Consider the following 12,157-nt stretch of genomic DNA (forward strand, 5'->3'; position numbering starts at 1 on the left):
ATGCCGCCGCCCCATTCCCCGCGGGCGGCGGACCGGTCCGGGAGGTGAGGCCCACCTCCCGGGCTGTGCGTGGAGCCGCTCGGCGCGGGGGTGAAAGCGGACAATCGCCGGTTGCGGCGCGCGCCGAGATTGGCTCAATGACGACGGTCGGGTGAGGCTCTGGTCAACGGTCCGACTATGGCTGGATTTCGACCATCCGCCCGGGTGGTCAACCGGGCGGCGGGAACACCGTACCGGCCATTCGTGGCTGACGCCCTGGCTCGGCAACACCCGGAAGCCCGCGTTCCGTTGCCGGTACGCCACAGTTCGCGCCCCGGAGGCGCTGCCGGGCCCTTGCCAGGGGCGCATGCCCTTCCGGTGTGCGCTGCCCGTACCCCCTCCGGCCGGCCGTTGTCGTGGCAGCATGTCCCGCAGCGGCGTCCCGTTCTCCCTGTACGCCGCTTTGTCCACAGCCTGTGGAGGCGGCGATGCGTTGGTTGGTGGGGTGGAGCAGTATCGCCGCGAGCTTCGGCACCGTGGGCGCGGTCGGTGCCGGCGGAGAGGGGCGCACGGTCCACCCCGTGGGGTCCCAACTCCTGTGGGGGGACCCGGATCCGCTCTGGGCGGTGGGCGACTGGCGGCCCGACGAGATCCGTGTCATCAACGCCCCGACCCCCGAGGGCGCCCCCACCACCCGCCTCGCCGTCCTCGGTTGCTGCGGGGCCACCGACGAACAGCTGCGCGTCGGACTGCTCGCCGCCCGCGGCGGGGCGATGCGGCATCTCACCGCCTGGCCGGGCAGTTACACCGCGGTCGTCCAGATCGGCCGCAGGATCACCGTGGCCGGGGACCTGGCCGGAGCCCGCCCCGTCTTCCACACCCCCTGGGCCAACGGCACCGCCTACGCCACCGCGGCCCTTCCCCTCGCCGACCTCATCGAGGCCCAGCTCGACATCGGACACCTGGCCGCGCTGCTCGCCTGCCCCGAGACACCGGAGGCGCTGGGCGAGGGCACCCCGTACGTCGGCGTGAAGCGGGTCCCACCGGGGCACGCGCTGATCCTGCGCGAGGGCTCGCGCGAGATCACCGGATACGAGGCCGTGGCCTCGCTCGCCGTCGCGGCACCCCAGGTCGACCCGGTGCACGCCGTGGAGGGCGTACGGGACGCACTCGTCGAAGCCGTACGCGCCCGGCTCACGGCCCCGCGCCACGCCCCCGAGACCCTGCCGCCCGACCCCGGCCCGGTCCCCGGCATGGGCCCCGCCGAACGCCGCGCGGCCCGCGGCGCACCCGTGCCCGGCATCGGCGCCGACCTCTCCGGAGGCAGCGCGTCCGCCACCCTCGCGCTGCTGGCCGCCGGACTGCCCGGCCTGCCCGGCACCCTCCTCGGCCACGGCACGGAGGCGGGGGAGCGGCTCCTCGCGGTCACCTTCAACGACCTCACCACCCGCGGCCACGAGGACGAACTCGAACGCGCCCGCGCCATCGCCGCCAACCCGCGCCTGCACCATGTGGTGGTCCCGGCGGGCGAGGAAGCGCTGCCGTACGCCGGTCTGCTGGAGAACGGCCCGATCACCGACGAACCGGCCCCCTCCCTCGTCGTCTCCGAGCGCCACCGCCGCCGCCTCGCCGCGGGCAGCGCCGACCACCTCGTCGGCCATGGCGCCCGGCAGGTGCTGGACGCGCACCCGGCCCGCCTCGCCGACCTGCTGATGGACCGGCGCAGACGGCACCTGCTGCGCCCCGTCGCCGCCCTCACCAAGGCCGAAGGCGCCACGGCGCACTCCCTGTTCGTTCCGCTGGCCCTCTACCGGGCGGCCCGGCGCCTGGCCCGTACGTCGTACCGCACCGGCCTCGAAACGGCGGCCGGACTGCTGCCCGACGCCAACCGGTACGCCCCCGACCTCGACACCCCCGCCGACGCCTCCCTCGCCGCCCTCGCCTGGTCGCGCCCCGGGCCCGCGGCGCGCTGGCTGACGGGAGAGGCACTCGCAGAAGTATCGGTTCGCCTCCAGGAGGCGGCGATCCGGCCGAACTCCGCGCAGCGGCCCGGGGAGGCCCGCGCCCGCGCCGCGCTCGCCCGCGGCGCCGCCGGCCACCGCATCCTGGAGCAGGCCGCCGAGGTCCGCAGCCAGCGCATCCACGCCCCGTTCCTCGACAACCAGGTCGTCCGGGCCGCCCGCGCCCTTCCCGAATCCCTCCGCGTCCAACCGGGCGCACGGGCCGCGATCCTGCGCCGGGTCCTGGCGGGCACGGGCATCCACGACCTGCCGCCCGGCTGGGGAGTGCCCTCCCAGGCCACCTCGGCCGCGGCCACCCGCATCGGCCTGCGCACCGCGCTCCCCGAACTGATGGCGCTGTTCGACGCCCCGCTGCTCGCCGACGCGGGGCTGGTCGAGGCCCGTGTCGTGCGCAAGGCGCTGCGCGCCGCCTCCGAGGGGGAGCCCCTTCCCCTGGACGGCCTGGCCGACCTGGCCTCCACGGAACTCTGGCTGCGCCGTCTCCTCGCACGCCGGGGCACCTGCTGGACGGGCACGGCGGCCCCGCGCCAACGCGCGGTGGCGGGCGGGGTGGTCCCCTCCGGGCGAACCCTTCAGCCGTGACCGCCAGCCGTGACCGCACGCCGTCCGGTTCACCGCCCCGGGCTCAGCGGCAACTGATCCTGGACTCCGCCCAGTCGGCCAGCGCCACCCCGCCCAACGGCGACTGCGCCTCCACGACGAGCCGGATCGTGGACTGGCCGCCGATGCCGACATTCACGGGAACGGCGGGATCGCCGCCCTCCATGACGGGGGACTGCCACAGCCGGACCCCGTCCCCGGCGAAGACGGAGAAGCGCACCGAACCGAGCCCCATCGTCAGATCGTCGATGCCGGCCATCGCCTCGTAACGGGTGCACTCCCGGTTCAGCTGGATGGTGACCGAGGAATTGGCGTGCACGGTCACTCCGGGCGCGTACCGGGTGGACGCGATCGACAGATTCGGGCGCTGCCAGAGCCAGCTGCTCTCGCCGAACACCACCTCCGGATCGACGTGGTCCCCGAGCAGGGTGTAGCCGAGCTCACTGACCTGGTAGACGGTCGGAGCCGGCGGTACGGGGGGCGGCGGCGTCGGAGTGGGAGCCGGGGGCGGGGTGGGCGCGGGCGGCTTCGGCGCCGGAGGCTCGGGCTTCGGCGTGGCCTTCGCAGGCGGAGGCGGAGGCGGAGTGGGCTTCGGCGTCGGCTTCGGCTCGGGCGGCGGAGCCGGTGCCGGTGGCACGGGCGCCGCCGGCGGCTCGGGCTTCGGCTCGGGCGGCGGCGGGGGAGCGGGCACCGCGGGTGCCACCACCGGCGGCTTGGCCACCGGCTTCGGAGCCGGCTTCGGCTGGTCGTTGCCGACCAGCGCCCAGGCCAGCCCGGCCGCCGCCGCGACGGCGACCGCCGCGGCGATCCCCGCCTTCGCCGGTGCTCCGAGCCCTTCCGCCGCAGCACCCCCGGCCGCACCTCCGGACGCGCCATTGCCGGTCGCGGCGGCGGCGACCCCGACTCCGGTCGCGCCCGCCGCACCGCCCGCCACGATGCCCGCGGCCTTGAGCGAGTACCCGACGGCGAACCATCCGATGACCGCGACCGGGAGCAGCGCCGGAATCCCGGCGTTCACATGGTCCAGCTCGCCTGCGGCGATCCGGCACTTCGCGCACTCGTCCAGATGCTTGCGCAGCCCGCGCTCGGCCCGCATCCGCAGCCCGCCCCGGGCGTAGGCGCCGAGCCGGTCCGCGTACTGGGCGCAGTCGCCGCCCGTCACGAGCGCCTGGCTCACATGCGCCTGGAGGTAGGCCTGCTTGAGCCCTTCGCGGGCCCGGCTGGCCAGCACGGCCGTGGCGTTGGCGGTCAGGCCGAACAGCGGGGCGATCTCGCTCGGCGACTCCTCCTCCACGGTGGTGTGCCAGAGCACCGCCTGCCAGCGCTCCGGCAGACTGCGGAACGCCTGCATGGCCATGGACTGTTCGGCCTCGTGCATCGCCAGCACATCGGCGCCGAGGTCGAGGGTGTCGTCGTCCGACAGCTCCGACGTACGTACGGCCTGCGCGGCGAACACCGCGAAGTCGTCGACCAGGTGCTCCCGCTTCGCGCTCTTCGTCCAGGCGGCGGCGACATGGCGGACAGCGGTCATGAGGTAGGCGCGGACGGCTTCCTGCGGTCCCTTGCCGCCGCGCACCGCCTGGAGGGTGCGCGCGAAGACCTCGGCCGTGAGGTCGTCGGCGGTGTGCGTGTCCCGGCAGCAGCTGCGCGCGTAGCGGCGCACCGCGCCCGAGTGCCGCCGGAACAGCTCCTCGTAGGCCTGGTCGTCACCGGACCGCATGCCCTCGATCAGCTGGGCGTCGGACTGCCCGGCGTCGCCGGCCCCGCCGCGGCCCTCCCGCTGGGGCGGAACGGCGAACCCGGTCCCGGCACCACCACCCGCGGGGGCGCTGTCCGGGCCGGTCACGGGGCCTCCGGTCACGGGCCGGTCGTCGACGGACGGAGTGCTCTCCACCGGCGCGGGCCACGGGCCGGGCAGGACGGTGCCGCCCTCGGCGTTGTCCTCGGCGCCGTCCGACGAGCGTCCCGGGCGGGTCTGGCTCGGCACCTGCCCCATGGACGGCCCACCGGCCTCCGTGCCCCCGGCCGCAGTGGCGATCCCGTCGAGCGACTCTTCCTGTTGCCCGTCACCGCTCATCGCGGAAGCCCCCGTATGCACCCTTCGGACCGAACTCCGAGCAAGAGTGCCACACGGCCCGAAGGCGACGAACGTTGAGTCCCGCCAACCACTCATCCGGGGCGTTTTCCCGAATGGGAGCACTAGACATCCCCCTTTCGGGGAATGCTTCACGGCGATTTCAGCCGCCGCGGGCCGGACCTGTCAGCGTCCGCCCGTCCGGAAGGACCGACCGACGGGTCCGGCCGGACGGGACCGACCGGACCGATGGACGAGTCCGCTCGGACCGATTGAGGAGTCCGCTCGGACCGACCGACGGGACCGACGGGACCGACGGGACCGACCGGACGGAGCGCCGACCGGACGGAGCGCCGGGCGGACCCGACCGGACCGGTACTCCTTACGCCGGGCGGGACCGCAGCCCCTCCAGCAGGATGTCCAGCAGCCGTGTCGATGCCGCGGCCTGCTGGGCGGCGTCGGGCAGCGAAGGGGCGGCCGTGGCGATGACCAGCAGCACATCGGCCACCGTCACATCACCGCGCAGCTCACCCGACTCCCGCGCCCGGTCGACCAGACGGCCCACGACCTCCAGCAGTTCGGCCGCTCCCGTGTCGTCGTCGTCGAGACCGTCCACGGCGGCGGAGCGCTGCGGGACCACCCGGAGATCGGGCTGCCCCACACTCTGCCGCTGCTGCGGAACACGCCTCTCCTCGACAGCGTCACCGGACACCGTGCCCAGGACGGGAGCCGGGCCCGGCTCGTCCGTGTCGACCCCGACCCGCAGCACCTGCGGCGGCAGCAGCCGTCCCGCACCCGACGCCACGGACGTCCGCAGGAAGCGGGAGAGAGCCGACCACGGCTCCTCCTCCAGCCCCAGAGCGGTGCGCGCCTGCTCGGTCAGCCGGGAGGTCTCCTCCTCGGCTATCCGGCGTACCAGCACGTCCTTGCTCGGGAACCGCCGGTAGACGGTGCCGACGCCGACCCTGGCCCGACGTGCCACGTCCTCCATCGGAGCGCCGTACCCCAGCTCGCCGAACACTTCGCGTGCGGCTCGCAGGACATGTTCCAGATTGCGCTGTGCGTCCACGCGGAGCGGCGCCGAGCGCGCCGTGACGCCGGTCCCTCCGGACGAAGAGACCGCCGCGGCCGAGCCGACCGGTCCGACCGGTCCGGCAGAACTCACGGTTCCGACCGCTCCTACCGCGCTCAGCCGCCCGTTGCCCTCGGCCGAGGACGAGACAGCAGCCTGCCAATGCGAATCCTGAATGTGCATAACTTCCCCCGGTTATGACGTCTCCCCCCGGAGACTTCCCCGCCGTGTCAGCCGGGGAGCGGATCACACGTCATCCGAACCCGACACCCCGACGGGTTACGAACATAGTTGAGCCCGGGTCAATTCAGAAGGGGGTAGTTCCGCACGGAGCGCCCCCCGATCGGAGCAAGGGCCGGGTGGTTCCTGATTCCGCCCCATCCCGGCACCCCTTCCGCAAGGCCTGACCTGCGCGGCTGCCGCATCCGGAGGCACGCCGAGCCCGATGGATCGTCAGGATCCTCCGGTCACACAATTTGCCGGGGCTGTGGACAAACCCCTGTCTCCGTTGCGTCATGGGGTGGTGATGGCTCCAGATACCCGGGGAACGACCCCCGGCACCCGGCCAGGTGTACGCATTCTCGTCGTCGGCGGCGGCTACGTCGGGATGTACACAGCGCTGCGTCTCCAGCGGAAGTTGAAGCAGAGACTGAAGAGCGGCGACGCGGAGATCGTGGTCGTCACGCCCGAGCCGTACATGACGTACCAGCCCTTTCTGCCCGAGGCCGCCGCCGGGTCGATCTCACCGCGCCATGTGGTCGTGCCGCTCCGCCGCGTCCTGGACCACTGCAGGATCGTCATCGGTGAGGCCGAGAGCATCGACCACACCGAGCGGACCGCCACCGTCATCACGCTCGCCACGCAGGAGGACGGCACCGGAGCACTGGAGATCCCGTACGACGAGATCGTCATCGCCCCCGGCTCCGTATCGCGCACCCTCCCGGTTCCCGGCCTCGCCGAGTTCGGTATCGGCTTCAAGACCGTCGAGGAGGCCATCGGCCTGCGCAACCACGTCATCGAACAGATGGACATCGCCTCCGCGACCCGTGACCCCGCCATCCGCGACGCCGCCCTGACCTTCGTCTTCGTCGGCGGCGGCTACGCGGGCGTCGAGGCACTCGCGGAGCTGGAGGACATGGCCCGCTACACCTCGCGGTACTACCACAACATCAAGGCCACGGACCTGAAGTGGATCCTGGTCGAGGCCTCCGGGCGCATCCTCCCCGAGGTCGGCGAGGCGATGGGCGGGTACGCGGTCCGCGAACTGCGCGGCCGCAACATCGACGTACGCCTCGAAACGCGCCTGGACACCTGCGAGGACCGGGTCGCCGTCCTCAGCGACGGCTCCCGCTTCCCGACCCGCACGCTCGTGTGGACCGCAGGCGTCAAGCCCGCCCCGCTCCTGGCCGCCACCGGCCTGCCGCTCACCGAACGCGGCAGGCTCCGGTGCACCACCACGCTCGGCGTCGAGGGCAGCGAACACGCCTGGGCCGCGGGCGACGCCGCCGCCGTACCCGACCTGACCGCCGCCGGTCCGGGCGCGGAAACCGCGCCCAACGCCCAGCACGCGGTGCGCCAGGCCAAGGTCCTCGCCGAGAACGTCCTCGCGACGATCGACGGCCGGCCGCTCACGGAGTACCGGCACGCGAACGCGGGATCGGTCGCCTCGCTGGGTCTGCACAAGGGCGTCGCCCATGTCTACGGCCGCAAGCTGAAGGGCTACCCGGCGTGGCTGATGCACCGCACGTACCACCTCAGCCGGATCCCCACCTTCAACCGGAAGGCACGCGTTCTCGCCGAATGGACGCTGGCGGGGCTCTTCAAGCGCGAGATCGTCTCCCTCGGTTCGCTGGAGCACCCGCGGGCCGAGTTCGAGATCGCGGCGGGCGGTACCGGAAGCCGCCCCCGCCCGGGTGCCGGACCGCCGGCCCGCGGCACCGACCCGCCATCCCCCGGAAGCAGCCCTTCCCCGGGCGACGGACCGCCGAGTACGTCCGGCTGAACAGCCACTGTCAGTACGGTCGGTCACACTGGACGTGTGACCATAGGTGGGCCCACACCTGCACAGAGTGACCCCGGCCGGCAGAGCGACAGCGACCAGCACCGACGCACCAGCAGCACGATGAGGCCCGGCTGCGCCTTCTGGGGGGTCCGGCCCCCGGTACCCCCGACCCAGGCAGAAGAAGCAGCCCGCCCGAGCGGACCAGACCGACACACGAGGCCAGAAATTCCGTGAACTTCACGCGTTGGAGCGCCCGCCTTCCCGGAACGCAGCGTCGCGCCGCCGCGCGGGACGACCGCAGTCCCGTGCCCGCGGCCCGAGCCGAGTACGCACAGCCGGAGAGCCGGTCCGCCCCGCCCTCCGGCGGGTCCGCCACGCCCTCCGGTCCGTCCTGCGAAGGCACCCCGGCCCCCGGGGCCGCCCACCCTCTCGCCCTCGACGATCTGTCGGCCCGCGACATCCTCGGCAGGCTCCCCGCGCCCGTCGCCCTCCTCCACGGCCCCGACCACCGCGTCGTGTACGTCAACGACGCCTATGAGGCCGCGTTCGGCCCCCGCCCCTGTGGAGTCCCCGCCGCCGAGGCCATGCCCGAGCTCGCCGAGGTCGGCGTCCTGCCGCTGATGGACCAGGTGTTCCGCAGCGGCACGCCCCGCACGGTCAAGTCGCGCAGGACCGCGGACGGCGGCTCGTACACCGTGACCTGCACCCCGGTGGCCGCCCGGGACGGGGAGAGCACGGAAGAGGGCGCAGCGGGAGAGAGGAAGAAGGCGAAGGAGCAGCCGAGGACGGACGAGCGGGCGAAGGAGAAGGAGCGGGCGAAGGAGAAGGACGGCGCGGGCAAGGGCGTGGGAGGCGTGCTGGTGTATGCCGCCGATGTCACCGACCACGCCGAGGCCGCCGAACGGCTCCGCACCAGCGAGCGCCGCCACCGCGAAACAGCCGTCACACTCCAGCGCTCCCTGCTCCCGCAGGAGCTGGAGCAGCCCGACGACCTGCGGATCGCCGCCACGTACCAGCCCGGCGGCACGGACGCGGCCGTCGGCGGCGACTGGTACGACGTCATCACCCTGGGCGCCGGCCGCACCGCTCTGGTGATCGGGGACGTGATGGGCCGCGGGGTCCGCGCCGCCGCCGTCATGGGCCAGCTGCGCACAGCCGTACGGGCGTACGCGCGCCTGGACCTCCCGCCCCACGAGGTTCTCCAGCTCCTCGACGGACTCGCCGCGGAGATCGACGCCAGCCAGATCGCGACCTGCGTCTACGCGGTCCACGACCCCAACGAGGGCCGGCTCGTCTACGCCTCCGCGGGCCATCTCCCGATCCTGGTGTGCGACGAGGACGGCACGGTCCACCGGGCGGCGGACCCCACCGGACCGCCGCTCGGCACCGGCGGCTGGGTCCATACGTCGGACACGATCGCGCTGCCGCCCGGCTCCACCGCGGTCCTCTACACCGACGGTCTGGTCGAGCGGCGCAGCGAGGACATCGACGAAGGAGTAGCCGCTCTGGCACGGGCGCTGTCCGGCGCCAAGGGCTCGCCGCAGGTGGTCTGCGACCGCCTGATCCGCTCCCTGGGCGTGACCGCGGAGCATGACGACGACGTGGCGGTCCTGGTGGTCCAGCACCCCGCCCGCACCGGGTCGAACGCGGAGCTGTTCCACAACGCCGCGCTCGACCTGCTCGGCGGCATAGAGGCGGCCCCGCGGGCCCGCGCCTTCGCCACCGGAGTCCTGACGTCCTGGCGCTTCCCGGTCGAACTGTGCGACCTGGGCGTTCTCGCCGCGAGCGAACTCGTCGCGAACTCGCTCCAGCACGGGACCCCGCCGATGCGCCTGGGCCTGCGCCGCACGGACCGCCGGCTGATCATCGAGGTGACGGACGGTGACGACCACCTGCCGCGCCGCCGCCGGGCCGAACCGGCCGACGAGGCGGGACGCGGCATCTCGATCGTCGCGACGATCGCCTCGTCGTGGGGCAGCCGCCGCACACCGGGCGGCGGCAAGGCGGTCTGGTGCGAGTTCGCGCTGCCTCAGTGAGCGGCGGCGGGAGCCACGGCGGGCTCGGTCTCCGGCACGGACACGGCCACCACCCGTGAGGGCACCGCGGCGAGCCAGGGCTGGTCCTGTACGGGGGTGAGCCGACGGCCCAGCCGCAGTGCCAGCGCGGTGATGCCCAGCGAGAACAGCACGAACGTCACGATGTACGGACCGTGCAGGGCCGCCCCCATCGGCCCGCCCACCGCCGGACCGACCGCCAGCGCGAGCTGCTTGCACAGGGCGAACGCCGAGTTGTACTGCCCGACCATCGACTCCGGGGCCAGATCGGCGACCAGCGGGGCCACGGTCGGCGACAGCATCGCCTCGCCCAGCCCGAACAGGGCGTACGTCGAGATGAACGCGGCCGTCGCCATGGTCTGGCTGCCGTGCCCCAGCCCGGCGTAGCCCGCCACGATCCAGGCGAACGCCCAGATGAGCCCGACCCAGGCGATCACCCGGCTGCGCCGCCGACGCTCCACCAGCCGCAGCACGACGAACTGCGCCACGACGATGACGGCGGTGTTGGCGGCCAGCGCGATGCCCAGCGTCGAGGGCTCGATCCCAGCGGCCTCGGTCCCGTACGCCGCGAGCCCGGACTCGAACTGTCCGTAGCAGGCGAAGAACAGCACGAAGCCCAGCACGCACAGCTGGACCATCGCCCGGTGCGAGAGCAGTGCCCGCAGCCCGCCCTTGGCGGCGGCGGTCCCGTCACCCGGCCGGACGCCGGAGAGCGAAGCGGGACGGGCCATCCGCACGGTTCCCGCGACGACGCCGAGCACGACGAACATCACGGCCTCGATCCCGAACAGCAGCGTGAAGCTCGCGGGCCTGCTCGTGTCGACGATCTGCCCGCCGACGAGTCCGCCGAGGCCGAGGCCCAGGTTCTGCAGGAAGAACTGCATGGCGAAGGCGCGGGTACGGGTGGCGGTGCTGGAGCACCAGACCAGCATGGTGGCGAGCGCCGGCTGCATGACCGCCGTGCCCGCACCGAGGATCGCCGCCGACAGTACGGCGGTGGTGACACTGCTGGAGAAGCCCAGCGCGACGGCACCCACGGACGCCACACCGGAGGCGAGGACCAGTACGGGCAGCGGCCCGCGCCGGTCTATGGCCCGCCCGGTGAATGGCAGTACGGCCAGTGCTGCCATGGCGAAGACCGCCAGCACGACTCCCGCCGTACCGGCACCCAGATCCCGCACCTGCGCCACGTAGACGTACAGATACGGAACGGTGAACCCGAGGCCGAACGCGCTCAGCGCGCTCCCCACCTGGATCCGCCGCAGCGCTGCGCCCATCTCCCTGGTCACACTCACCTACCTCAAGATCTTGAAGGAATCAGACTCGAAGACTTTAGCACTAAAGTTAGAACCTTAACAATGTAGATTGAAGGACTTCGATGGTGATGAAGGGCATGCCATACTGCCCGCCATGTCTGACACCACCGAGCAGCCCGGCCCCCAGGAGCCGAGCCTCGACGAGCAGATCGCCGCCTACCAGCGCGAGTTCGGCGACCTGGACCCCCAGGTCGAACAGGTCGTCTCGGCCCTCGGCCGACTGAACCGGCGTATGAACGTCGCGTACGGACGACAGGTCGCCGCCCTCGGCATCAGCAACGCGGAGTGGGAGGTCCTCAAGACCCTCGTCCTGGCCGGCACGCCCTACCGCCTGGGCCCCGGCGAACTCGCGAAGCGCCTGGGCCTCACCCCGGCGGCCATGACCCACCGGATCGACCGCATGGCCGGCGAGGGCCTGGTCACGAGGGACAGGGACGAGAACAACCGGGTCCGCGTCATCGTCGAGCTGACCGACGAGGGCCGTACGAAGTGGCTGGAGGCGATGCGAATGGCCTCCGACTTCGAGGAGGACCTCCTCCAGGACCTCTCCGGCGACGAGCGCGGAGTGCTGGGCGAGATGCTGATCCGCCTCCTGCGCCGCGTGGAGCACGCCCAGCCGGACGCGGGCGGTCGCCTCACGGACCTGGACTGAGGGGCGCCGGCGGTGCGCGTGGGCGGGGTTGACACGACCCCACCCGATCCGTAAGGTTCTTCGAGTTGTCACGGGGCCGGAACGGTTCTGCGACAGCCGATCCCGCCGCGAACGCGGCAACCAAAACTCAGCACGATCTCCCACTCGGGAAGATTTCGGCATGCCGGAATTCATTTCGAGGCTCGATTATGAGTCGCCGGGAGAATCCGCTAGAGTTTGAGCGTCGGAACGGCCCAACAGCCGGGAAGACAAACCCTGCTGACTGGGAATCAGGCCCGAAAGGATCTGATAGAGTCGGACTCGCCGGAAAGGGAAACGCGAAAGCGAAGAACTGGAAAGCGAAAAAAGTTTGACCCGCTTCGACCGGGAATCGGACACGAAAGAGTC

At 72.7% G+C, this 12,157-nt stretch carries 7 protein-coding genes; 4 read left to right on the forward strand and 3 right to left on the reverse strand.

Annotation, left to right across the window (positions count from 1 at the left end):
* Window positions 1-467 precede the first annotated feature (467 nt).
* Complete coding sequence (locus tag ABT170_RS32685; protein WP_329944927.1) at window positions 468-2,582, forward strand: asparagine synthase-related protein; 2,115 nt, start codon at window positions 468-470, stop codon at window positions 2,580-2,582.
* Window positions 2,583-2,625: 43 nt separating this feature from the next.
* Here the strand turns inward: ABT170_RS32685 and ABT170_RS32690 are convergent, their stop codons facing one another.
* Together ABT170_RS32690 and ABT170_RS32695 are read right to left on the reverse strand one after the other, a co-directional pair.
* Entirely contained in the window at window positions 2,626-4,677 is a 2,052-nt protein-coding gene (locus tag ABT170_RS32690; RefSeq protein WP_329944928.1) for a sigma-70 family RNA polymerase sigma factor, read from the reverse strand.
* 379 nt (window positions 4,678-5,056) lie between these two features.
* A complete protein-coding gene (locus ABT170_RS32695; RefSeq protein ID WP_329944929.1) occupies window positions 5,057-5,929 on the reverse strand; it encodes a TetR/AcrR family transcriptional regulator in 873 nt (290 codons plus the stop codon).
* A 343-nt stretch (window positions 5,930-6,272) separates the two neighbouring features.
* Between ABT170_RS32695 and ABT170_RS32700 the strand changes: the two genes are divergently transcribed.
* On the forward strand, window positions 6,273-7,748 hold the full coding sequence (locus tag ABT170_RS32700; protein WP_329944930.1) for an NAD(P)/FAD-dependent oxidoreductase: 1,476 nt from the start codon (window positions 6,273-6,275) through the stop codon (window positions 7,746-7,748).
* Between the two features lie 230 nt (window positions 7,749-7,978).
* The gene (locus ABT170_RS32705) at window positions 7,979-9,784 is read left to right on the forward strand and encodes an ATP-binding SpoIIE family protein phosphatase (protein ID WP_351873439.1); all 1,806 of its coding nucleotides are present in this window, start codon (window positions 7,979-7,981) and stop codon (window positions 9,782-9,784) included.
* Here ABT170_RS32705 and ABT170_RS32710 read toward each other — a convergent pair.
* Window positions 9,778-11,079, reverse strand: a complete 1,302-nt coding sequence (locus ABT170_RS32710) for an MFS transporter (RefSeq protein WP_329944963.1) — start codon at window positions 11,077-11,079, stop codon at window positions 9,778-9,780. The two genes, ABT170_RS32705 and ABT170_RS32710, sit on opposite strands and share 7 nt — an antisense overlap.
* 133 nt (window positions 11,080-11,212) lie before the next feature.
* Here ABT170_RS32710 and ABT170_RS32715 point away from each other — a divergent pair, with 133 nt between their 5' ends.
* A complete protein-coding gene (locus ABT170_RS32715; protein ID WP_266932375.1) occupies window positions 11,213-11,770 on the forward strand; it encodes a MarR family winged helix-turn-helix transcriptional regulator in 558 nt (185 codons plus the stop codon).
* Window positions 11,771-12,157 lie beyond the last annotated feature (387 nt).

The sequence above is a fragment of the Streptomyces sp. NPDC001787 genome (genome assembly GCF_040297465.1).
In the GTDB taxonomy this organism is placed as follows: domain Bacteria; phylum Actinomycetota; class Actinomycetes; order Streptomycetales; family Streptomycetaceae; genus Streptomyces.

Bases quoted from the DNA above. Each gene is read 5' to 3' on its own strand.
- ABT170_RS32685 (WP_329944927.1), top strand. From the start codon at position 468: ATGCGTTGGTTGGTGGGGTGGAGCAGTATCGCCGCGAGCTTCGGCACC.
- ABT170_RS32690 (WP_329944928.1), bottom strand. From the start codon at position 4,677: ATGAGCGGTGACGGGCAACAGGAAGAGTCGCTCGACGGGATCGCCACT.
- ABT170_RS32695 (WP_329944929.1), bottom strand. From the start codon at position 5,929: ATGCACATTCAGGATTCGCATTGGCAGGCTGCTGTCTCGTCCTCGGCC.
- ABT170_RS32700 (WP_329944930.1), top strand. From the start codon at position 6,273: ATGGCTCCAGATACCCGGGGAACGACCCCCGGCACCCGGCCAGGTGTA.
- ABT170_RS32710 (WP_329944963.1), bottom strand. From the start codon at position 11,079: ATGGGCGCAGCGCTGCGGCGGATCCAGGTGGGGAGCGCGCTGAGCGCG.
- ABT170_RS32715 (WP_266932375.1), top strand. From the start codon at position 11,213: ATGTCTGACACCACCGAGCAGCCCGGCCCCCAGGAGCCGAGCCTCGAC.